Raw genomic sequence first — 22619 nt, 5'->3', positions numbered from 1 at the left:
ACCAAAAAATTCTCGGCCGATGTTGCGACCGAGAATATTCTCCGCCGGTTCCAGCTCAGTAGACGTCGAGCTGGAACCGGCCCTTCTTCTTGAGGTCCGCGACGAAACTCACCGCCTCGTCCGTCGAACGCGCGCCGAACTGGGCGACGATGTCGACCAGGGCGCGCTCGACGTCCTTGGCCATGCGCTTGGCGTCGCCGCAGATGTAGAGATGGGCGCCGTCGGCGAGCCAGGTCCACACCTCGCGGCCGACCTCGCGCATGCGGTCCTGGACGTAGAATTTCTTGTCGCCGTCGCGCGACCACGCCAGCGACAGCCGCGTCAAGAGGCCGGCGGTCTTCATGGCGTTGAGCTCGTCGGCGTAGAAGAAGTCGCAGTCGCTACGCTGATGGCCGAAGAACAACCAGTTCTTGCCCGGTGCGCCGGTCGCCCTGCGGTCGTGCAGGAACGCGCGGAACGGCGCAACGCCGGTGCCGGGGCCGACCATGATGATCGGCGTCTTCGGATCGGCCGGCAGCGCGAAGCCATGCGCCTTCTGCACATAGACGCGCAGCTTGTCGCCGGGATTGATCCGCTCGGCCAGGAAGGTCGAGGCAAGTCCCAGCCGCTTGCGCTTGCCAACGACGTAGCGGACGCAGTCGACCGTCAGCGACAGCTTGCCGGGCGTGGCATTGTGCGACGACGAGATCGAGTAGAGCCGCGGCTGCAGCGGCTCCAGCGCCTCGACGAAGGCCTCGGGATGCGGCCGGACGCCGGAGAACTTCTGCAGCACCGCCATCACATCGAGCGTCGCCGCGTCGCCATCGGGATCCTCGCCCTGCGCCAGCTGCCGCGCCTTCTCGCGGGTCGCGCCGCCGGTGATGAAGGAGATCAGCTCGAACAGCGAATCCGGCGCCGGCGCCAGCGAGACGTCCTCGAGCAGGCACTGCCGCAGCGGCTTGCCGTTCACCTCGGTCATGTGCGAGGCGCCGAGCAATGCGATGATCTGATCGACGAGGCCGAGATCGTTCTTGGCGAAGATGCCGAAGGAATCACCGACGACGTAGTCGAGCCCGCTCTCTCCGAGATCGAACTCAATGTGCCAGGTCTCCTTCTCCGAGCCCGGCTTGTTGAGCAGGCGCCGCGACAGGAACGTCGCCTCGACCGGATTGTCGCGCGAGCGACCGGGCTCGCTGACGACGACGGAGACCGTGGCCGGCGCAGCCGCAGCGGGCTTGGCCGCGGCCGGAGCCTTGTCGATCTCCTCGTAGAGCGCCTTGAGCATCCGCGCGGTTTCCTTGCCGCCGGGGACGCACAGGTTGAGCCGCGCCTCGCTGCGATCGGCAATCGCATCCGAATAGTCGCTGCAATTGTAGCCGCATTGGCCGCAGTCCTGTTGTGCCATGGCCGCCATCATGCGCCGGCGCAGCGGACGGCCCTCGGCGAGCTTCATGCGCTCGCCGATCGGCATGGTCTGATCGTGCCATGGCGCCTCGTCGTCATCACCGTCGCCCGCGGGCGCGAGCACGGCGCCGTTCTGCGCCGGCGACAATGCCGTCGCGCCGCCGAGACCGAACGCTCCGGCCAGGAAACCGTTGAGCCACGAGCGCTGCGCCTCGGAGAATGGCGCCGTCGGAGGAATGATCTCGATCTTGGACATGGGCGTGATCTGGTTCATGCTGAGACCTCCGACGAGATCTGGGCTTCGGCGAGATTGCGCAGCGCTTCGCCGTCGTGACGGCGCGCGAACGACAGGAAGGTCTCCTCGGGCGAGGCGCGATGGGCGAGATAGGCCTTGAGCAGCTTCTCGACGGTTACAGGCGCATCCGCCGCCTTGAGGTCACGATAGACCTCGCGGCCGATGTCGGCCTGCGGGCCGAAGCCGCCGCCGGCGAACAGATGATAGCCTTCGACCGTTTCATCGCCGTCACCAACCGGCACCTTTGCCGCGATCATGCCGATGTCGCTGATGTAGTGCTGGGCGCAGGAGTGATGACAGCCGGTGAGATGGATGTTCAGCGGCGTGTCGACGTCCACCCTGCTCTCGCACCAGTCGCCGATCTCGGCCGCATGTTTCTTGGTGTTGGATGCTGCGAACTTGCAGCCGGCGTTGCCGGTGCAGGCGATCAGTCCGGCGCGGATGTACGAAGCCTTGACCGACAGTCCGATCTGCTCGACTGCGGCGCAGGCCAGCGCGACCTTGTCGTCGGGAACGCCCGAGAGCAGCAGGTTCTGCCAGACCGTGAGCCGGATCTCGCCGTCGCCGAGATCGGCTGCGATCTTCGCGAGCGCACGCATCTGATCCGTGGTCAGCTTGCCCAGCGGCAGCACGACGCCGATCCAGTTCAGCCCCTGCTGCTTCTGCTTGTGCACGCCGATATGGGCCATCCGGTCCGAATCGGGACGCGGATTGAGCGCCTCGTCCGGCACGCGCGTGAGCTTGCGGCCGAGCCTGGCCTCGACGGCTTCCATGAACTTGTCGTGGCCCATGCTGTCGAGCACATATTTGAGCCGCGCCTTGAGGCGATTGGTGCGATCTCCGGTCTCGATGAACAGCCGCACGACGGCGTCGGCCACCTCGGTCGCCCGCTCCGGCTCGACGATGATCCCGGTCGGCTTGGCGAAATCCTTGTGGCCGGTGATGCCGCCGAGGCCGAGCTTGAACCACACGCCCGGCGCAACGCCGAATCCGTCCTTCACCTCAACCGCCGAGAACGCGATGTCGTTGGTGTCCTCGAGCGCCGCGATCCGACCGGCGCCGTCGAAGGCGACATTGAACTTGCGCGGCAGGCCGTACAGCGAGCGGTCGTTGAGGATGTGGAAGTGCCACTCGCGGGCATAGGGCCGCGTGTCCAGCAGCTCCTGCGGATCGATGCCGGCGGTCGGCGTTCCCGTCACGTTGCGGATGTTGTCGGCGCCGGAGCCGCGCGCGGTGAGGCCGAGATCCGACAGACCTTCCAGCAGCATCACGGCATGCTTGGGCGGGATCTCGCGTAGCTGCAAATTGGCGCGCGTCGTGACGTGGCTATAGGGACCGCAGAGCCGGTCGGCGAGGTCGGCAAGCCCCGCGAGCTGCCAATGCTTCATCACGCCGTTGGGAATGCGCAGGCGGCACATGTAGGAGTCCTGCGCCGGCGCGACATGGAACAGGCCGTAATAGCGCCAGCGGAAATTGTCCGCCGCGGACGGCGCAGCATTGCTGCGGGCCTGCTCCTTCAGCCGCTCATAGGCATCGAACGGGTGCAGCTCGCGCTTGACCTTCTCCTGGTCGGCGAGCTTGCGCCCGGATGCGATGACCTTGTCCTGCGCCTTGATGTGAATGGCGTCGGGCCCGGTCGGCTCGGCAGCCGTCGTCGCAGCAGCCTGCCCGCGGCCGGGGAGCGTGACCTTGAGGCCGGCGGCGAACCCCTCGAGGTAGCGCTTCTGCTCGTCGTTGAAGTCGACTGACAAGGGTTCGATTTTCATGATGGCGGACGAAGCTCCAGCGGCCAGGACGAATGGCGTTTGCGGATGGGACGAGGATCGCGTCGTCGAACGGCCGATGGGGCGCGGTTCAAATGAGCGATCCGACCAGCTTCGTTGCTGCGGAAATCCGATAATGGACTGCAGTCAGCGGCATCTGTGGCGGCTGACTGCACTGCAATATTCAAATTGCGTGCCAGCCGGGACAAGCAGGAAATGTAAGAGAATTCAGAGGGCTGCTCGAATCGGCGAACCCGCGCTGGCAGGCTCAAGCCCTCAAATGCGGGCACTTCGCCCAAAACTTGATCGGCGGAGCGAGTTGCCCAAATTAAGTACTGAGTGGAAGACTCAGGCCGTCCAGCGGCCGATCTTGAAGGCCTTGAGGTGGCCGATCACGTCGTCCGCCGCGAAAGGCGGACCGGCGAAGGCGCCGATGGCGCCATCCGTGCCGACCGCGGCCGTGCCCATCGCCGCGTCGTAGATGTCCGGCCGGAACACGCCCATGGCGGTGCCCAGGGCTTCAGTGCTGAGGGGAGTCTGGCCCCACCGCACCATCTGGGCATAGAGCCAGGCCGCCTGGATCTTCTCGGGCCGTCCCGCCTCTTCCCGGCCCACCAGCAGATAGCGCGAGCTTTCGCGGAAGGTGCCGTCCGGCGAGATCTTGAGGCGGCCGTCCAGCGTGCGCTGGAGCACCTCCGCATTGACGCCGATCCGCTCCGGCTGGGCTAGGATACGCGCGGCTTCTGCGTGGTTCTGCTCGATGAATTCGGCGGCCTTGGCGCAGGCGCGGACCAGGCCGGCGAGGGCGTCGGGATTCTTGTCAGCCCAGCTCTGCCTGACCGCCAGCACCTTTTCGGCCGCGCGCACCAGCACGTCAGACACGAAGTGGAGAATATGGCCGATGCCGAGATCGACCGCGATCGAGTTCCACGGTGCTCCGACGCAGAACGCGTCGACGTGACCGTTGGCGATGCTCTCCACCATGTAGGGCGGCGGCAGCACCACGAGACGGACGTCCTCATCGGGGTCGACACCGCCTGCGGCCATCCAGAACCGCAACTGATAGTTGTGGGTCGAGAATGGGAACGTCATGCCGAACGTCAGCGGCTCGGCGCCGGCCTTGCGCCGTTCAGCGACGACGCGCGCCAGCGCCAGCGCCGTCGCCATCGGGTCGAAACGATCACCCTCGAGGTGGGCCATGATCGCCGCATGCAGCGCTGGCGTCACGGTGATCGCGTTGCCATTCACTCCGAGATTGAAGGGAGCCACGATCGGCACCTTGACATGGCCGATGCCCAGGCTCGACGCAATGGCGACGGGAGCCAGCAGATGCGCCGCGTGGAACAGGCCGATGTTGAGCTTGTCGCGCACGTTCGACCATGACACTTCGCGGACCAGCGTGACATCGAGACCTTCAGCCGCGGTGAAGCCGTTGTCGACTGCGACGATCAACGCGGCGGCATCGACCAGCGGGATGAAGCCAATGCGAAGCGGGCCGGTCATTTCAACATCTCCGAGGCGGTCAGGATCGATTGCGCGATCTCGCCGATCTTCTTCTTTTCGCGCATCGCTGTGGAGCGCAACAGCACATAGGCTTCCTCTTCGGTGAAGCCCTTCATCTTCATCAGAATGCCCTTGGCGCGGTCGATCACCTTGCGGTCTTCGAGCGCGGACTTGGTGCGCTCGAGCTCGTCCTGAAGCTTGGAGAACGCATTGAAGCGGGAGATGCAGAGATCGAGGATCGGCTTGATCCGCTCCTTCTTCAGGCCGTCGACGATGTAGGCGGAGACGCCCGCCTCCACCGAGGCCTGGATCGAAGCCGCGTCGCTCTGGTCCACGAACATTGCGATCGGCCGGCGGACGGCGCGACTGACCTGGAACATCTGCTCCAGCACGTCGCGGCTCGGGTTCTCCAGGTCGATGACGATGACGTCCGGATCGAGGGCATAGATGCGCGCCAGGAGACCCTGCATCTCGCTGACATGCACGACGCCGGTAAAGCCCGCTTCCCGCAAGCCTTCCTCGAGGATGGCCGCGCGGATCGGGCTTTCGTCAACGATCACGATTTTAGGCGATTGCTCGGCGCTCATCGATCACCAGGTTGTCCGGGCCCTCACCCATAGCATGGACGTGGCCGCGTCAAAGCCTTGTCTTTCTGGGCAATTCGGACTAGCTGACGCCTATCTCATCAGGCAGTTCCAAGATGCAGCAGGGTTCGGCGCCCAAGATCAGCTTTGTTTCGCTCGGATGTCCCAAGGCCTTGGTCGATTCCGAGCGCATCATCACGCGCCTTCGCGCCGAGGGCTACGAGCTTGCCCGGAAGCATGACGGCGCCGACGTCGTCATCGTCAACACCTGCGGGTTCCTCGACAGCGCCAAACAGGAATCCCTGTCGGCGATCGGCTCGGCCATGGCCGAGAACGGCAAGGTCATCGTGACCGGCTGCATGGGCGCCGAGCCGGAGCAGATCGAGCAGGCCTATCCCGGCGTGCTGTCGATCACCGGCCCGCAGCAGTACGAGAGTGTGCTGGACGCCGTCCACCGCGCATCGCCGCCTGCGCACAACCCTCATCTCGACCTGGTTCCTCCGCAGGGCATCAAGCTCACGCCCCGGCACTACGCCTATCTGAAGATCTCCGAAGGTTGCAACAACCGCTGCACCTTCTGCATCATCCCGAAGCTGCGTGGCGATCTGGTGTCGCGCCCCGCAGCCGACGTGCTGCGCGAGGCCGAGCGGCTGGTCGCGGCCGGGGTCAAGGAGCTCCTGGTCATTTCGCAGGACACCTCGGCCTATGGGCTGGACCTGAAATATGCCGAAAGCGCCTGGAAGGACCGCAGCGTCCGGGCTCGCTTCCTCGATCTGGCGCGCGAGCTCGGCGAGCTCGGCGCCTGGGTCCGGCTGCATTACGTCTACCCCTACCCGCATGTCGACGAGGTGATCGGCCTCATGGCTGACGGTAAAATATTGCCGTATCTCGACATCCCGTTCCAACATGCCAGCCCGAAGGTCCTGAAGGCGATGCGCCGCCCGGCGGCGCAGGACAAGACGCTGGACCGGATCAAGGCGTGGCGGACCACCTGCCCCGACCTCGCGCTGCGCTCGACCTTCATCGTCGGCTTCCCCGGAGAGACGGACGCCGATTTCGCCTATCTGCTGGACTGGCTGGATGAGGCCGAGATCGATCGGCTCGGATGCTTCAAATACGAGCCTGTGGCCGGCGCGACCTCCAACGCCCTACCCGACCAGGTCCCGGACGCGGTCAAGCAGGAGCGCTGGGACGCCCTGATGGCTCGCCAGCAGAAGATCTCGGCACGCCGGCTCAAGCGCAAGGTTGGAACGCGTCAGCAGGTGATCATCGACGAGGTCGGGCCAAGCGTCGCCAAGGGCCGCACCAAGGCTGATGCCCCCGACATCGATGGCGCCGTTTATCTGTCCAGCCGGCGGCCGTTGCGTGTCGGCGAGATCGTCACGGTCAAGATCGAGCGTGCCGACGAATACGACCTGCACGGCACGGTCGCTGGGTTCTAGCGCGGCTCTGTCGCGTCTCGGGCCACCCGCCGGGAACTCGCGGGGAATCGCAGACGGGCGTGTAAATGAGTCCTGGACCTGCGGACCGCCCCTCAGTGCGAGGAGCCCGTGGTGCGAACCGACCAGAGATTCAGCAGGCGAAGCGCCTCGTCCTGCTTCAGTTCGAGATATTTGTTCTTGAGCTTGGTCAGCTCGTCGGGAGGCGTTGCACCTGAAACGAACCGGCTATCGAGGATCGCGGCAACCGTGACCCAGCTCAGTCCAGCGGCCTTGCACGGCACGAGAATGCCGTCGCTGCGCAGGCTCTGCATCAGCGGCCGTACCAGCTCGATACTGCATTTCGCGAGCTCCGCGATGGCCGCGATCGTCTCGCCGTAGCGCCGCTGGCGGGCAAATTCGAGCAACTCGGCCTCGGTGAGCTTTCCGCCCTGTTTGAGTTGGCCGATCGCCGCCTTGGCGCTGCCGCCGTCGCGGTTTCGTGACATATCGCGCTCGGCGTCGAGCGTGGCCGCTGAAATGGCGCTGCGGATTTCCTCGTAGAGATGCGGCGGCGCCGAGGCGAGCAGGCGCACCCTCACCGCCTCCGTCGCGCGCTGCAACAGGGTCCTGCGCAAGGCTGCCGGCAGATCGGCGCGGATGCCGGCCGCGACCGTGAGCTCCGCATCTCCAGCCGCTTGCGCCACGATGGCGGCAAATCCGGCGGGAGACACCCGCGCACCGGGATTCTTCATCAGTTGCCGGCTCACGCTCGGATAGCGTCGCGCGAGCAGCGCATCGGTGACGATCTCCTGCAGCCACCAGCGCCCGGCGATCGCCACCAGGTGCTTCTCGCTGCGCGTCTGCGCGATCTCGATCAGATCCTCGCTGCTCAGCCGCGGCGATTCCGAAAGCACCGGCCCCGCGACGGCGATGTCGTCATGATGAGCCAGCCGCCGGATCACGCCAGCCGGCGCCTGCGGGATCGGGGCAAGCTGGGCGCTGAGTTCGGCGAGTGCGATCCGGGCACCGACGTCGGCCAGCGCGCGCAGCTCGATGGTGTTGACGAGACGCTCGAAGACGTCGGCAAACAGCGCGTGCTGCTCGATATCCAGGCTGCCGGCGGAGGCGACGAACAGGGAGGCGACTCGCTCGGCCACGCCGGAGCAGCGGTCGGCTGAGCCGGTGGCTATGGCCGCCTGCACTTCTTCGGCGATCGTGAGATGGGGGTTCGACATCGCTCATCCTGAGCAGCTTGCATTTTCAAGCTGGCCGGCAAAGTAAACGCAGCCGCTAAATGTTTGGTAAAGTTGTCACTAAAGCGCGAGACCCGAGATTGGATCGTGCGGCCTTCGCGCCGGCCGGCGCTTCCCTCGCCGCTTCCCGGAGCGGCGGCCCGTATTGCACCCTGCAGGCCGGCATCTTGACACCGGTTGCGATTTGCCTGTATGGCCGCCGCATGATCTTCAACCGGACCAACCGCCGCGCCGCCGTTTGCCGTCGTCACCGCCGTGACGATGCCGGGGCGCGCCATGTCCGAAGACGTTGCTGATCAGCTAGCTCATCAGCTCCAGGTTTTCGAGAAGGCCGCTCCCGCAAAGGAGCGGCCTTCTCGCTTTTTGGCCCACCGTTTCCCCCCTGAGCACAGGAGATTGCACATGCTGACCGCCTCCCATCCCTACGACGCTCTGATGGAGATCACGGCGCGTCCGCACACCGTCTTCGTTCAGGGCAAGGGCTCCTGGCTATGGGACGACTACGGCAAGCGCTATCTGGACTTCATCCAGGGCTGGGCCGTGAACTCGCTCGGCCATGCGCCGCCGGAGCTGGCCAGCGCGCTCGCCAGCCAGGCGGCGCGCCTGATCACGCCGAGCCCAGCGTATTTCAACGACACCAGCCTGCAGTTCGCCAAGGCACTCGTCGACCGCTCGTGCTTCGACCAGGTGTTCTTCACCAATTCGGGCGCCGAAGCCAATGAAGGCGCCATCAAGCTCGCGCGCAAATACGGCGCTCTGCGCAAGAACGGCGCGTATGAGATCATCACCTTCGAGGGCGGCTTCCACGGCCGCACGCTGGCGACGATGTCGGCTTCTGGCAAGAAGGCGTTCGAGCCGCTGTTCGAGCCCAAGGTCCCGGGCTTTCCAAAGGCACGCCTGAACGACATCGCCTCGGTCGAGGCCCTGATCTCCGACAAGACGGTGGCGATCATGCTCGAGCCGATCCAGGGCGAGGCCGGCGTGTGGCCCGCGACGGACAGTTTCCTGCAGCAGTTGCGGGCGCTGACCACCAGGCACGGGCTGCTGCTGATCGTCGACGAGATCCAGACCGGCATGGGCCGCACCGGAAAGCTGTTCGGCTATGAGCACGCCGACGTCCTCCCGGACATCATGACCTTGGGCAAGGGCATCGGCGGCGGCGTTCCGCTCGCCGCCCTGCTGGCGACCGAAGCGGCGTCTTGCTTCGAGCATGGCGATCAGGGCGGTACCTTCAACGGCAATCCGCTGATGTGTGCGGCGGGACTCGCCGTGCTCGACGTCATCGAGAAGCCGGAGTTTCTGAAGGCTGTCACGGACAACGGGATCTATCTGGAGAGCGAGTTGCAGCGCATCTCGGCAAGGCACGGCCTGGGCGAAGTGCGCGGCCGTGGTCTGTTGCTTGCGCTCGACGTGATCAGGCCGATCGCGCCGGCGATCGTCGCGCATGCCTTCGAGCTCGGCCTGCTGCTGAACGCGCCGCGTCCGGATGCGCTGCGCTTCATGCCGGCCCTCAATGTGACTCGCGATGACATCGCGGCGATGATCGACACGCTGGACGGAATCCTGACCAAGGTCGGCGCCGCGCGCTGCGTCGCCTGATCGAATGCCGTTCGGGACGCAGGCTCCGTGCCATATGCGAAGCCTGCGTCCCGCTGCCTACAGATGAGGCACAAACATCGAGGTCGGGCTCGCCGCCATTTGACCTGGATCAAGGACAGCCGTCCCTCTGAACAACGATCCTGATCGCGCCAAACACCTGCGATCCGATGACTTACGTTATATCTCTACTGATATAGCGTTGTACGGGATGTGATCAGCTCGGAGGAAAGAGGCTTGCCGGGACCAAGCTGATGATCATCCGCCGACAACGAGGTCGGCACGATAGAGGAGATGTAAGAATGGCGAGAGACAATCTGGCTCGGGCGTTGCCGGTCGAAGACAGCGGCAGCCAAATCGCCCTGGCCGCGACCGAAGAGGTGCTGATCCACGTTCGCTTCTTCCCGAACTCGGACATCAACTCGATCGGCGAGAAGCCCGCCAGCCTGACCGCCAATGAATGGTATGAGCGCCTGCTCGACATGGCGCGTCCGCATTATCAGACCTTCGCCGGCGGCCGCGGCTTCTTCCGCATCCCCCGCCCCTGTTTCGAGGCGATCCTGAAGGGCGTTGCTGCCTGACGTCGGCTCTCTCTCCGGATGAGGCCGCGAGCGTCCTCTCTGCCTCATCCCTGTCGACCGCGGTGCGCCGGGTGCGCCGCGGTCGCTGGCGTTTTGGTCCGTGCGCGCGTCGGAGGACAACATTGAGCGAAGCGGCTTTCAACGGACTGCGACGGGTCTTCAACGCGCTGCTGGCGTCCGGGCTGGCCTCGCAGAACCTGGCAGACATGCTCGCCGACCGCGCCTTCGATCTGTTCGAAGCCAACATCGATGCCCAGACGGCGCATCTGCCCACCCTCGCCTGCGCCAAGGGCTGCCCCTCCTGTTGCGCGCTGCGCGTGACCGCGACGGCACCGGAGATCTTCCTGCTCGCGCGCTACGCCCGGCAGATCGATCAGCGCATGCCGGCAACCGCGCTCGGCTCGCTGTCACGCCGGATCAAGCTCGCCAACCGCGCGACGCGTGGCCTGAGCGAGACCGAGCGAATGAAGCTGCGCCAGCCTTGCCCATTCGTCGTGCGCGGCGGCTGCATCATCCATCCCGCGCGTCCGCTCGCCTGCCGCGGCCATGCCTCGTTCGACCGGCGCGCCTGCGCGCAGGCCATGGCCGGCCGCGAGGTGGACGTGCCGGTCTCGGCGCCACACGTCGCGCTGCGCGCCCTGGTGCAGGATTCGCTCAGGGACGCGCTCGGTGCTGCGGGGCTCGCCTCTGGCCTCTATGAGCTCAACCAGGGTCTCGTTCTGGCGCTCGACGCCCCCGAGCGCGAGCGCGCCTGGCGCGACGGACAGGACAGCCTCGCGCCGGCGCGGATCGAGGCGTCGACGACGGCAGCGCAGACGGACGCGGTGCTCTGGAGCTCGGCGGCGGGTGACGCTTCGATCCGGGACGAGGTTCCAGAGGCAGAGCCAGGTCGCCAATCTCCTATGGCTTGAGGATCGAGGCCCCGGTCGTGACGCGGCTTTCGAGATCGGCGTGCGCCCGGCCCGCATCCTTCAGCGCATAGGCGTGATTGATCTGCACGTGCAGCTTGCCGCTGATCACCGCCGAGAACAGCGTGTCGGCGCCCTCCAGCAGCTCGGACCGTTTGCCGATGTAGTCGTTGAGCTTCGGCCGGGTCGCGAATAGAGAGCCGTGACTGTTGAGCTCGGCGATCGAGAATGGCGGCACCGGACCCGAGGCATTGCCGAAGCTAACGAACAAACCGCGCGGCTTCAGGCAGGACAAGGAGCCGGGGAAGGTCGACTTGCCGACGCCGTCATAGACCACGTCGCACAATTCGCTGCGGCTGATCTGCTTGACCCGCGCGACGAAGTCCTCCTCGTTGTAGAGGATGACGTGGTCGCAGCCATTGGCCAGCGCCAGATCCGCCTTCGCTGTGGAGCCGACGGTGCCGATGACGTGCGCGCCGAGCGCGCGCGCCCACTGGCAGGCCAGCAGGCCGATGCCGCCCGCGGCGGCGTGGATCAGGACGCGATGGTGCGGCTCGACCTTGAAGGTCTTGTGCAGCAGGTACCAGACCGTCAGCCCCTTGAGCATCAGCACCGCGCCCTGCTCATAGGTGATGTGGTCGGGCAGCTTGACCAGCCGCTGCCAGCCGATGTTGCGCTCGGTGGCATAGCCGCCGAGGTTCTCATAATACGCGACGCGGTCGCCGGGATGGAAATGCGTGACGCCCGGCCCCACGGCGATCACCTCGCCTGCCGCCTCGTTGCCGGCGATGAACGGCAGGCCGGGCGCCTTGTACAGTCCGGTGCGATAGTACACGTCGATGAAGTTGAGGCCGATCGCGTGCTGGCGGATGCGGACCTCGCCGGGGCCGGGCGCGACGAGATCAACCGGCTCATAGACGAGCGCTTCGGGGCCTCCCACCTTGTGCACGCGCACCGCCTTGACCATCCCGCCATCTCCCCTTCGGACTCTCCATCGCCGCGTCCGGGATTCCGGCGAAAGAACCTTCGACACTTACCTGATTCTCATCGGACATCCGGCTCCGTTGAAGGAGCCGACCTCCGGCCGCGCATCGGGCGCTGCCGGCGGCAAAAGCGAAGGCGATCACGACGGCCTTGTCAACTCGGCGCCTGTCAGGCGTTGCGCTTCCTGCGGTTGCGCGAGGCCATCACGTTGAAGGCTTCGACTGCCAGCGCAAAGACGATCGCGAAGTAGATGTAGCCGCGCGGGATGTGGAACTCGAAGCCGTCGGCGACCAGCGCGACGCCGATCAGCACCAGGAAGGCGAGCGCCAGCATCTTGGTGGTCGGATGGTTCGCCACGAAACGCGCTACGGGTCCCGAGGACACGTACATGATGACGACAGCGATGATGACGGCGGCGATCATGATCTCGAGATCCTGGGCCATGCCGATCGCGGTGATGATCGAGTCCAGCGAGAACACGAGATCGATGACGATGATCTGCAGGATCACCCAGAAGAACTTGTTGGCGCCGCCGCCCTGCGCCCCCTCCTCCCCCTCACGCGCCTCGACCTCGGCATGGATCTCGTGCGTGGCCTTGGCGATCAGGAACAGGCCGCCGGCGATCAGGATGATGTCGCGCCAGGAGAAGCCGAGGCCACCGATCGTGAACACCGGCTGCGTCAGCCCGATCAGCCAGACCAGCACGCTGAGCAGCAGGATGCGGAAGATCAAGGCCAACGCCAGCCCGATCTGGCGGGCGCGTGTCGCCTGCGGCTGCGGGATGCGCGAGGTGATCACCGACAGGAAGATGACGTTGTCGATGCCGAGAACGATCTCGAGTGCGGTCAGGGTGAGCAGCGCGGCCCACGCTTCGGGACTGGTCAGAAGGTCGATCATGCTTTCAAGGATCTCAACAGGCGGATCGCGGAGTCGCTCGCGACGATGTAGAGGGCGATCGCGCACAACAGCGTCGTTACAATCGGGCCCACGGCGAAGTTGTTTCCCAGCGCGTCGATGACCAGGACGCCCCAGAGCGCGACCAGCGGCAGCGTCAGCCAGCGCAGCCGCTCGACGCGCACCGGGTGGATGACATGGAATGGGACGAAGGTCAGCGCGATCAGGACCGCGAGACCCAAGGTCGCCAACGATGGCGAGGGATGCAGCAGGAACAGGTAGAATGCCGCGATGTTCCAGAGTCCCGGAAACCCGCGAAAATGATTGTCGTCGCTCTTCATGCGGCGATCGGCGAAATACAGTGCGCCGGTGACGGCGATGCCGACGCCGATGACCGGCGCGGCGAGCGGCAGCAGCATCCCGCTGGCGGTGATGGCGTAGGCCGGCACGAACACATAGGTCGTGAAATCCACCACCAGATCGAGCACGTCGCCCGACCAGTCCGGCTGCACATGGACGACGTCGAGCCGGCGCGCCAGCGGCCCGTCGATGCCGTCGATGATGAGCGCGCCGCCGAGCCACCAGAACATCGCAGTCCAATGCTCGCGCACGGCCTCGAGCATCGCGAGCAGCGCGACGCCCGCACCGAGCGCGGTGAAGACGTGCACCGAGAACGCCGCGGCACGATGCGCGGGCGTTGCGGCCACCCTGCTCTCTGGTCTCAACTGATCCATGCGACGCCAGTGCTATCAGGAATCGGAGCCAATTGCATATCCGCCGTTGCGGCCATGCGCCGCGCAGGCTCACGCAATACCCTTGAAAAAGCCCTGCAGGAACGTCAAATGTTCCCGCATGAGCAACACAGACGCCAGCTTTGATGTCATCGTCGTCGGCGGCGGACCCGCCGGGCTCGCCGCCGCGATTGCATTGTCGCAGACCGGGGCGCGGACGGCGCTCGTGGCCCGCAAGGCTCCATATGCCGACAACCGCACCACCGCCCTGCTCGGCGGCTCGGTCGATTTCCTCGACGAGATCGGCGTCTGGTCATCGTGTCGTGACCGCGCCGCCGGCCTGAAGGCGATGCGGCTGGTCGACGATACCGGCCGGCTGTTCCGAGCCCCGGAGGTGCGCTTCGTCGCCGACGAGATCGGTCTCGACGTGTTCGGCTACAACATCGCCAATGCCGCCCTGGTCGACGCGCTGGAACAACGCGCCGGCGAGATCGTCGGCCTGGTGCGGATCGCCGATGATGCGGAAAGCGTGCGCAGCGATGCCGATGCGGCGACCGTCACCAGCGCATCGGGCCGCGTGCTGACGGCACGGCTCGTGGTCGGCGCCGATGGCCGGCATTCGCTGTGCCGCGAGGCCGCCGGCATCGGCGTGAGCCGGCGCACGCTGCAGCAGTCTGCGCTGACCTTCAACATCACCCATGCGCGGCCGCATCACAACGTGTCGACGGAATTCCACACGCCGCAGGGACCCTGCGTGTTCGTGCCGCTGCCGGGCGACCGCTCCAGCGTCGTCTGGGTCGCAGCCCCGAAGGAGGCCGACCGGCTGTTCGCGCTCGACGACGACGCCCTGTCCGACGCCGCCGAGCGGCAGTCGCATTCGATCTTCGGACGCGTTCGCGTCGAGCCGGGCCGCCATGTGTTTCCGCTCGCGATCGAGCGGCCCCTGCGCTACGCGCAAAACCGCATCGCCCTGGTCGGCGAGGCCGCGCATGTGGTGCCGCCGATCGGTGCGCAGGGACTGAACCTCGGCCTGCGCGACGGCATCGACATCGCCGATGTCGTGCGCAAGGCCAATGCGGCCGGCGAGGATATCGGTGCGCCGCAGGTGCTCGCGCGCTACGGTGCGGCGCGCCGCGCCGACATCCTGAGCCGCACCTTCGCCATCGACGTCGCCAACCGCTCGCTGCTCAGCGATCTCCTGCCGATGCAGTCGCTGCGCGCCGTCGGCATGCACCTGATGAGTGGCATCGGTCCGCTGCGGCGGCTCGCGATGCGCGAGGGCCTGGCGCCGTCATGGAGAGCCACGCGCAGGGCCGGTTGAGCACCGTCAGGGAAACACCAGCCGGCCAGTCTGGATCAGCCACATCACGCTGGTCAGGGTGATCACCGAGGCGAAGGTGCCGATCAGCACCGCCGATGAGGCCGGCTCGATCCAGCTGTCATTCTGGCGCGCGATCACGAACACATTGAGCGCCGGCGGCAGCGCCGCCATCAGCACCGCAGTCGCCGCCCAAGGCTGTGCGAACGGCCCGAACAGCAGCATCAGCCCGAACGACAGCAGCGGGTGGACGACGAGCTTCACCACGGTCAGGATCGGCACCTCCCAGGGCAGCCGCTCGAACGGGCGCAGCGCCACGGTCACGCCGAGCGCGAACAGCGCCGTCGGCGCAGCGGCGTTCTGCAGGAACTGCAGGGTGCGGTCGAGCACGGTCGGCGGATGCAGCTGAAACGCCGCCGCCAGGATGCCGGCTGCCGTCGCCATGATCAGCGGGTTCTGCAGGATCTGGCGCAGCACCGTGCGCAGCGCATGCACCACCGAGGCGTGGTCGCGCTCGGTCAGCTCGACGAGCAGCGGCACGATCGAGAACAGGAAGATGCTGTCGCAGCAGAAGATCAGCGCGGTCGGCGCCGCCGCCTTGGTCCCGAGCACGGCCAGCGCCAGCCCAGGCCCCATATAGCCGATGTTGCCGTAGCCGCCGGCGAGCCCGGCCATGGTCGCCTCGCGTAGCGACAGCCGCCCGATGGCCTTGCCGAGCACGAGCGCCAGGGCGAAGGTGAGCATGGTGGCGAGCGTCGTTGCAACCAGGAAGGGAGGGTTGCTCAGCTCCGTGAACGGCGTGCGCGCGATGAGGTTGAACATCAAAGCGGGCAGCGAGACGTAGAGCAGGAAGAAGTTCATCCAGGCGAGCCCGGCTTCGGGCAGCCTCCTCCACTTACCGCAGGCGAAGCCTATGAAAACGACGCCGAAATAAGGCAGGGCCAGATTGAGAATGTCGAACATGGGCTCGGAAGATGACCCCCTGAGGGGGCCTGGGAAGGGCCTGGAATGCGGGGGCGTCGCGGCTTGACGCGAATCGGATTGGTCTAGATCAAATCCGCCAGCGGGGCACTAGCATCGCTCCCCATCCTGGTCTATTCGACTGGGATGATCAAAGCGCGAACTGCCAAGTTTCAGATCGGCCAGATCGTCCGGCATCGGGTGTTCTCGTTCCGGGGCGTGATTTTTGACATCGATCCGGAGTTCAACAACACCGAGGAATGGTGGTTGTCGATTCCCGAGGAGGTCCGTCCGCACAAGGACCAGCCATTCTATCACCTGCTGGCCGAGAACGCGGAATCCGAATACGTCGCCTATGTCTCCGAGCAGAACCTGGTTCCCGACGAGTCCGGCGAGCCGATCCGCCATTCCCAGGTTGCGGAGATCTTCATCAAGGACAAGTCGGGCGGCTATCGTCCGCGCAATCCGCTGATGAACTGACCTGTCGACCGGAGGGTTTCAACCCAGCGCCGTCGGCGCAGGCTTGATCTTTGGTTCCGGCGCGCAAGTTCCCCTCACATCATCAGTTCGCAGAACGAAAAAGGCGCTCCGAATGGAGCGCCCTTGATTTTGCGGTATGGACCCGACCGGCGTTACTGCTTCGCCTGCGGCTGGCCTGGCTGGGTCTGCTCGAGCTTCTTGCGCTGCTCCTCGGCGCGCTTCTGCAGCTCTTCCTGCAGCTTCTTCTGGGTCTCCTCGAACTGCTTCGGGTCGGTCGGCGGGCCATCATAGGCCTTGGCGAAGCTGCTGTTGCCTTCCTGCAGCGGCAGCGGCAGCGTCAGCGCGGTGCCGTTCGAGTTGATCGCCTGGACAAACAGGGTCTGGCCCTTCTTCAGGTTGTTCACGAACTCAGGCGTGGCTTCGTAGTCCGACATGCAGCCGTTCTGGAAGCAGATGACGTATTTGCCTTCCATGAACTGGTTGTTGTCGATGACGATGCGGGTTCCGGGCTGCAGCTGCATGCCGAGCGGCAGCGTCACGCGCAGGATCTTCTTCGGCTCTCCTTCAGGCTCGATGATGACGGCTGCAACCACAGGCTGACCGGATTCGATGCGGCCGTCCTTGCCGATGAAGCAGACCTGCTTGGCGTTGGCATCCTGCCCCTTCAGGCAGAACTTGGTCCACGGCGCGTAGATCAGCTGCGGCATCTCCTGCTGAGCCTGGGCCTGAGGCTGGCCGCCGGCGGGAGGAGTTGCAGGGGCCTGGGCGGCCGGAGCGGGAGCCTTGGGAGCGGCAGCCGGAGCCTTCGCCTTCGGCGCTTGAGTCTGCGCAACCGAAGGAGCGAAGGAAACGGCCAGCGCGGTGACCGCGAGCAGCGCGACAAGCCGCCCACGCGGCCCAACCGACGAGGCCAAGTCACGGAAATTCATTGCGGAAAACCCTTTCTGAACGGCAGCGCCCGAGACCGCCAAAGGCGCCACACCAAGCCGTTGAAGCGGCTGTCTCCTCAGGAAATGAGGCGGTTAAGTGACAGGCGTTGCCGCCTTCACTCAATCGCCCGCCTTCTTAACGCGGTGCGCGGAAGAATCAATGCCGCGAGACCATGTCGAAGCCGCGGTCTAGCGCTGGCGAGCCTGTGGTAAAAGCCCCTTGTGACCTGTTCCGAATCAAATGCTTGCGCCCCGATCCTGATGCTGCAACGCATGTTCAGCGCGGCCGTGCGATGTGTCGCCGTCATCCTGGCATTGTTGCCCGAGGTCTACACTCCCATGGCGAAAGCGGCAGAAACTGCGGCGATCGCCATGCATGGTCACCCGGCCTTGCCCGCCGACTTCGACCACATGGCGTACGCGAATCCCGACGCGCCCAAGGGCGGTCGTCTGGTCTGGGGACTGCTCGGCACCTTCGATAGCCTGAACCCGTTCATCGTCCGCGGCATCGCAGTGCAGCAAATCCGCAGCTATGTGGTCGAGAGCCTGCTCACCCGCGGCAATGACGAGCCGTTCACGCTGTATGGCCTGCTGGCGAAAACCGTCGAGACCGACGAGAACAGGACCTATGTCACCTTCCGGATCGACCCGCGCGCCCGCTTCTCCGACGGCAGCCGGGTGCGCGCCGAGGACGTGGCGTTCTCCTTTGCGCTGCTGCGTGATCACGGCCGCCCCAACCACCGGCAATACTACGGCAAGGTCGCCAGGGTCGACGTGCTTGATCCGCTGACCATCCGGTTCGATTTCGGCGGCGCCGAGGACCGCGAGTTGCCGCTGATCCTCGGCCTGATGCCGATTTTGGCGAAGCACGCGACCGACCTGGCGAGCTTCGAGGACACGACGATGACCGCGCCGCTCGGGTCGGGCCCGTATCGTGTCACCGCGGTGCAGCCGGGATCCAGTGTCACCCTCACCCGCAATCCGGACTATTGGGGACGCGACCTGCCGGTCAACCGCGGATTGTGGAACTTCGACGAGGTCCGGCTCGATTACTACCGCGAGTCCAATGGACAGTTCGAAGCCTTCAAGCGCGGGCTGTACGACTTCCGCGTCGAGACCGAACCGCTGCGCTGGCACGACGGCTACGACTTCCCGGCCGCGCGCAATGGCGAGGTCATCCGCGACAACTTCACCTCGGGGATGCCGCAGCCCTCGCAGTTCCTGGTGTTCAACACGCGGCGGCCGGTGTTCGCCGACGTGAAGGTGCGCCGTGCGCTGACGCTGCTGTTCGATTTCGAATGGATCAACCGCAACTACTTCTTCGGGCTGTACCGCCGCAGCGGCGGCTATTTCGCCGGATCCGAGCTTTCGGCCTATGGACGTCCAGCCGATGCGGCCGAGCTCGAGCTGTTGAAGCCGTACGCCGCGCAGATCCCCCCCGATATCATGGACGGCAGCTACCGCCTGCCGATCACCGACGGGTCCGGCCGCGACCGCGCAACGCTGAAGGCGGCGCTCGATCTGCTTGGCGAGGCCGGCTACGGCTTCGACGGGACGGTCTTGCGGTATCGGACGACGCGGGCCCCCCTCGCCTTCGAGATCCTGGTCACGACGCGCGATCAGGAGCGTATTGCGCTGGCTTACGCCGGCAGTCTCAAGCGGGCCGGCATCAATGCGTCCGTCAGGGTCGTCGATCCCGTGCAGTTCGACCAGCGCCGCCTGAGCTTCGAGTTCGACATGATCCAGAACCGCTGGGACCAGTCGCTGTCTCCCGGCAACGAGCAGGCGTTCTATTGGGGCAGCGAGGCCGCCGATCGGACCGGAACCCGCAACTACATGGGCGCCAAGGATCCGGCGATCGACGCCATGATCGCGGCGCTGTTGCGCGCCCGCGACAGGCCGGAATTTATCTCGACGGTTCGCGCATTGGACCGTACCCTGATGGCGGGGTTCTACGCTATTCCAGTGCTCAATGCCGCCGAGGAATGGATCGCGCGGTGGAATCGTATAGAACGGCCAGAGAGGACGGCTTTGACGGGAGCGCTCCCGGAGAGCTGGTGGCAGCGGCCGGAGCCGGCACGGAAGTGACCAATCGGGGCAATTGGTCGTGGCCGGGTCCGTGAAAGTACGGGGCAACAGGTGAATCAGGCCAATACGTCGCCGACGCTCGACGCGTTGTTTCAACGCATCCTGGCGCGCAAGCCGGATACGGTTGCGCTGGTCGATCCGATCAACAAGCAGCGCGTCACCGGGCGACCGCCGATGCGCCTGACCTATGCCGAAGCCGATCGCGTGATCTCGGCGCTGGCCGCGCACTTCATCGACGCCGGCCTGCCGGCTCATTCGGTGATCGCGGTGCAACTGCCCAACACGATCGAGTTCGTGCTGACAGTGCTGGCCGCGCATCGCGCCGGCCTCGTGGTCGCCGTGTTCCCGCTGCTGTGGCGTCAGTCGGAGCTCGTGGCGGCGCTGAACCGCACCAGCGCGCGCGCCATCGTCACGATGTCGAAGATCGACGGCGTGATTCACTCCGATCTCGCGATGAATGCGGCGGCGGAGGCGTTCTCGATCCGCCACGTCTGCGGCTTCGGCTCCGACCTGCCCGAGGGGATGTATTCGCTGGACCAGTCGATCGCAAAACCCTCGCGCTCGACGCGCGGGCTCATGCCGGACGGCCGCAAGGCCGCGATCGTCTCCTTCGACGTGACCGCCGACGGCTTCCGCGCCGTGCCGCGCACCCATTTGAGCCTGATCGCCGGTGGGCTCGCCGTCTCGCTCGAGAGCGATCTGCCGCAGGGCGTGAACATGATGTCGGCCTTCCTGCCGTCGTCATTCGCCGGCCTCGCCGCCTCGGTCGTGACATGGCTGTTGTCCGGCGGCACCCTTGCGCTGCACCACCCGTTCGACGCCGACGCGCTGGAACAGCAGCTCGCGGAGCTGGCCTGCGATACGCTGGTCGCCCCGGCTCAACTCGCCTTGCGTCTCGACGAGGGCAATCTGGCCGCGCGGCTGCCGAACCTGCGCTATGTGCTCGGCCTGTGGCGCGCGCCCGAGCAGGTGGCGTCGAGCGCATCGTGGAAGACGCGCGACATCGAGATGACCGACGTCTATCTGTTCGGCGAAGCCGGACTGTTCGCCGTGCGCCGCACCGCGGCCGATGGCAGTCCCGGTCCGGTCAAGCCGGGCCGCCAGGGCGCGCCGCGCGAACAGCCGGGCTCGTCGATCGCCGGCGAGATCCTGGTGACGCCGAAGGGCACGCTCGGGCTGCGTGGCCCCATGGTCGTGTTGGCCGCCTACGCGCCGCCGCAACCGCCGAGCGACTCGCTGATGCCGGCAGCGCCGCGCGACTACGTCGACACCGAATACGCCGTGCGCCTCGACCGCGCCCAGGACACGATCTCGATCACGGCGCCCCCGGCCGGCGTGATGGCCGTTGGCGGCTACCGCTTCCTCGCCCAGGATCTGCACGAATGGTCGAGGCGGCTGGGCCAGGGCGCGCTGCTGACCGCTCTGCCCGACCGTCTCAGCGGTCACCGCCTCGCGGGCCGCGCGATGGACAATGCGCGCGCGCGGGAAGCGCTCGCCGAGCTGGGACTCAATCCGCTGATGGTCGAGGCCTTCCGCGACCGCGCCGGCTCGGGCGGCTGATCCTGCCGTCCGGACAGCTACGGAACCGTCATGTTTGGAACAGTGTTGACGCTGCGTTAACGGGAGGGACCCTAGGATCGCGATGTAACGTCAGCGTATCCTGAGTTCCCTGGATGTCCCCACAAGGCCCGCTTCTCATCGTCTCCTCGTCCACGCGGCCTTCGCTGAGTGCGGCCCTCGCGGTGGCGCAAATTCTCCCCTCCGTCGAGACGCGCTGGGCTGATGCGATCAGCATGATGTCCAAGGTTCAGCCGGCGGCGGTCGTTGCCGTCGTCGAGGATGCTGATGCAACCGAGCTTGCGGCGTTCTCGCGTCATGTCGGCGCGCGCAAGCCGTACGTGCCGCTGATCGCCATCGCACCCGGTGGCGCTGTCCTGCCCGACCACGCCATTCCCTTGCATGGCAGCGACAATCACGAGCGGCTGCTGGCGCGGCTGCGCGCGGCGTTGCGCGTCCGCACGCTGCACACCACCGTGCTACGCCGTCTCGATGAGAAGAAAGCACCCGACGCCACATTGCCGGAAACAGATCCGCTCGATGACGCGACCGTGCTGCTGCTCGGCCGCGGCAGCTCCCTGCCCGGCCTGTCGGTCGCGCTCGGCGAACGCATGGCGGTCGTCGGCGCGCTGAGCATCGAAGCCGCCGCCAAACATCTGTCGAGCCGCGACATCGACGGCATCGTGCTCGGCGAAGGGTTTTCGCCGCGCGTGGTCGATGCGTTCCTCGCGGTGCTCGCCGAGGACACCCGCTTCCGCAACCTTGCCGTCGTCGTCACTGCCAACCAGCCGGCGCCGCTGCAGGAACTCGCCAATCTCGAGATCATCGCCGGCGCTCCCGCGCACATCGCGGCGAGCGCGCTGCCCTTGATCCGCCAGCACGCCTTCGAAGCCCGCCTCAACCGCACGCTGCGCGCCATCGAAGCCGGCGGCATGCTCGACCCGCAGACCGGCCTGCTCACCCGGAACGCCTTTGCGCGCGACTTTGCCACCGCCGTCAGCCAGACCCAGAAGAGCGGCGGCAGCCTGGCGGTGGCCCGCTTCGCCTTCGATCCGGTCAATCCGCGCGCCCAGTATGACGGCGCCCGCATCATCAGCCGCCTGATGCGGCGGATGGATTTCGGCACCCACGAGGACAACGGCTCCGTCGTCGTCGTGTTCGCCGAGACGGATCTGCGCTCGGCCCACGCCATCGCCCGCCGCCTCTCCAGCGTGATGCGCCACACCTCGCACGGCAAACGCGACACGCGCACGGAGCCTTCGGTCACCGTCGCCGCGCTGCAGCCGGGCGACACCGCGCGCACCTTGCTGGCCCGCGTCTACGGCGAGGCGCAACGCGCGGCTTCATAGAACGATGTTTCCTGCGTCACGGGCGTCATTGCGAGTGACCTG

19 protein-coding genes are annotated in these 22619 nt (G+C 66.1%); 9 read left to right on the top strand and 10 right to left on the bottom strand.

All coding sequences use genetic code 11. The features are described from left to right. Positions 1-55 precede the first annotated feature (55 nt). The 4 genes from QW863_RS02545 to QW863_RS02530 all read right to left on the bottom strand — a co-directional run bounded on the left by QW863_RS02545 (position 56) and on the right by QW863_RS02530 (position 5531). Positions 56-1657 carry a sulfite reductase subunit alpha gene (locus QW863_RS02545; RefSeq protein ID WP_315711982.1) on the bottom strand — a complete coding sequence of 534 codons (1602 nt, stop codon included), beginning with the start codon at positions 1655-1657 and terminating at the stop codon, positions 56-58. After that, entirely contained in the window at positions 1654-3444 is a 1791-nt protein-coding gene (locus QW863_RS02540; protein WP_315711983.1) for a NirA family protein, read from the bottom strand. The genes QW863_RS02545 and QW863_RS02540 overlap by 4 nt, the downstream gene beginning before the upstream one ends. Positions 3445-3789: 345 nt before the next feature. Beyond that, positions 3790-4944 carry a CmpA/NrtA family ABC transporter substrate-binding protein gene (locus tag QW863_RS02535; RefSeq protein WP_315711984.1) on the bottom strand — a complete coding sequence of 385 codons (1155 nt, stop codon included), beginning with the start codon at positions 4942-4944 and terminating at the stop codon, positions 3790-3792. Then, positions 4941-5531: an ANTAR domain-containing response regulator gene (locus QW863_RS02530; protein ID WP_008965342.1), complete on the bottom strand. Its 591-nt coding sequence runs from the start codon at positions 5529-5531 to the stop codon at positions 4941-4943. Before QW863_RS02530 ends, QW863_RS02535 begins: the two co-directional genes overlap by 4 nt. Positions 5532-5644: 113 nt before the next feature. Here QW863_RS02530 and rimO point away from each other — a divergent pair, with 113 nt between their 5' ends. Continuing rightward, positions 5645-6970: a 30S ribosomal protein S12 methylthiotransferase RimO gene (gene rimO / locus QW863_RS02525; protein ID WP_315711986.1), complete on the top strand. Its 1326-nt coding sequence runs from the start codon at positions 5645-5647 to the stop codon at positions 6968-6970. A 92-nt stretch (positions 6971-7062) separates the two neighbouring features. Here rimO and QW863_RS02520 read toward each other — a convergent pair whose 3' ends face one another. Further along, positions 7063-8184, bottom strand: coding sequence for a DUF2336 domain-containing protein (locus QW863_RS02520; RefSeq protein ID WP_315711988.1), 1122 nt, complete (start codon positions 8182-8184; stop codon positions 7063-7065). Positions 8185-8604: 420 nt separating this feature from the next. On the opposite strand from QW863_RS02520, the gene QW863_RS02515 reads away from it, so the two are divergent. The 3 genes from QW863_RS02515 to QW863_RS02505 all read left to right on the top strand — a co-directional run bounded on the left by QW863_RS02515 (position 8605) and on the right by QW863_RS02505 (position 11290). Further along, the gene (locus QW863_RS02515; protein ID WP_315711989.1) at positions 8605-9801 is read left to right on the top strand and encodes an acetylornithine transaminase; all 1197 of its coding nucleotides are present in this window, start codon (positions 8605-8607) and stop codon (positions 9799-9801) included. Between the two features lie 299 nt (positions 9802-10100). Beyond that, complete coding sequence (locus tag QW863_RS02510; protein ID WP_315711990.1) at positions 10101-10379, top strand: hypothetical protein; 279 nt, start codon at positions 10101-10103, stop codon at positions 10377-10379. A 122-nt stretch (positions 10380-10501) separates the two neighbouring features. Continuing rightward, positions 10502-11290 carry a hypothetical protein gene (locus QW863_RS02505; RefSeq protein ID WP_315711991.1) on the top strand — a complete coding sequence of 263 codons (789 nt, stop codon included), beginning with the start codon at positions 10502-10504 and terminating at the stop codon, positions 11288-11290. Here QW863_RS02505 and QW863_RS02500 read toward each other — a convergent pair. The 3 genes from QW863_RS02500 to pcsA form a co-directional block, all read right to left on the bottom strand. Further along, the gene (locus QW863_RS02500; protein ID WP_315711992.1) at positions 11280-12254 is read right to left on the bottom strand and encodes a quinone oxidoreductase; all 975 of its coding nucleotides are present in this window, start codon (positions 12252-12254) and stop codon (positions 11280-11282) included. The two genes, QW863_RS02505 and QW863_RS02500, sit on opposite strands and share 11 nt — an antisense overlap. 185 nt (positions 12255-12439) lie before the next feature. After that, on the bottom strand, positions 12440-13168 hold the full coding sequence (locus QW863_RS02495) for a TerC family protein (protein WP_315711994.1): 729 nt from the start codon (positions 13166-13168) through the stop codon (positions 12440-12442). Continuing rightward, positions 13165-13899 carry a phosphatidylcholine synthase gene (gene pcsA / locus QW863_RS02490; RefSeq protein WP_315711995.1) on the bottom strand — a complete coding sequence of 245 codons (735 nt, stop codon included), beginning with the start codon at positions 13897-13899 and terminating at the stop codon, positions 13165-13167. Before pcsA ends, QW863_RS02495 begins: the two co-directional genes overlap by 4 nt. A 118-nt stretch (positions 13900-14017) precedes the next feature. Here pcsA and QW863_RS02485 point away from each other — a divergent pair, with 118 nt between their 5' ends. Then, positions 14018-15217: a UbiH/UbiF family hydroxylase gene (locus QW863_RS02485; RefSeq protein ID WP_315711996.1), complete on the top strand. Its 1200-nt coding sequence runs from the start codon at positions 14018-14020 to the stop codon at positions 15215-15217. 6 nt (positions 15218-15223) lie between these two features. Here QW863_RS02485 and QW863_RS02480 read toward each other — a convergent pair whose 3' ends face one another. Next, entirely contained in the window at positions 15224-16177 is a 954-nt protein-coding gene (locus QW863_RS02480) for an AEC family transporter (protein WP_315711997.1), read from the bottom strand. A 144-nt stretch (positions 16178-16321) separates the two neighbouring features. On the opposite strand from QW863_RS02480, the gene hspQ reads away from it, so the two are divergent. Then, the gene (hspQ, locus tag QW863_RS02475) at positions 16322-16654 is read left to right on the top strand and encodes a heat shock protein HspQ (protein WP_315711998.1); all 333 of its coding nucleotides are present in this window, start codon (positions 16322-16324) and stop codon (positions 16652-16654) included. 152 nt (positions 16655-16806) lie between these two features. Here hspQ and QW863_RS02470 read toward each other — a convergent pair whose 3' ends face one another. Further along, positions 16807-17583, bottom strand: coding sequence for an invasion associated locus B family protein (locus QW863_RS02470; RefSeq protein WP_315711999.1), 777 nt, complete (start codon positions 17581-17583; stop codon positions 16807-16809). A 261-nt stretch (positions 17584-17844) separates the two neighbouring features. On the opposite strand from QW863_RS02470, the gene QW863_RS02465 reads away from it, so the two are divergent. From QW863_RS02465 to QW863_RS02455, 3 genes are all read left to right on the top strand, one after another. After that, on the top strand, positions 17845-19671 hold the full coding sequence (locus QW863_RS02465) for an extracellular solute-binding protein (RefSeq protein WP_315712001.1): 1827 nt from the start codon (positions 17845-17847) through the stop codon (positions 19669-19671). Positions 19672-19722: 51 nt separating this feature from the next. After that, entirely contained in the window at positions 19723-21231 is a 1509-nt protein-coding gene (locus tag QW863_RS02460; RefSeq protein WP_315712002.1) for a class I adenylate-forming enzyme family protein, read from the top strand. A gap of 113 nt (positions 21232-21344) precedes the next feature. Beyond that, positions 21345-22577: a GGDEF domain-containing protein gene (locus tag QW863_RS02455; protein ID WP_315712003.1), complete on the top strand. Its 1233-nt coding sequence runs from the start codon at positions 21345-21347 to the stop codon at positions 22575-22577. Positions 22578-22619 lie beyond the last annotated feature (42 nt).

The sequence above is a fragment of the Bradyrhizobium sp. SZCCHNR1017 genome (assembly GCF_032381375.1).
Classification (GTDB): Bacteria; Pseudomonadota; Alphaproteobacteria; order Rhizobiales; family Xanthobacteraceae; genus Bradyrhizobium.
This window is presented reverse-complemented; position numbering and strand designations above follow the sequence as displayed.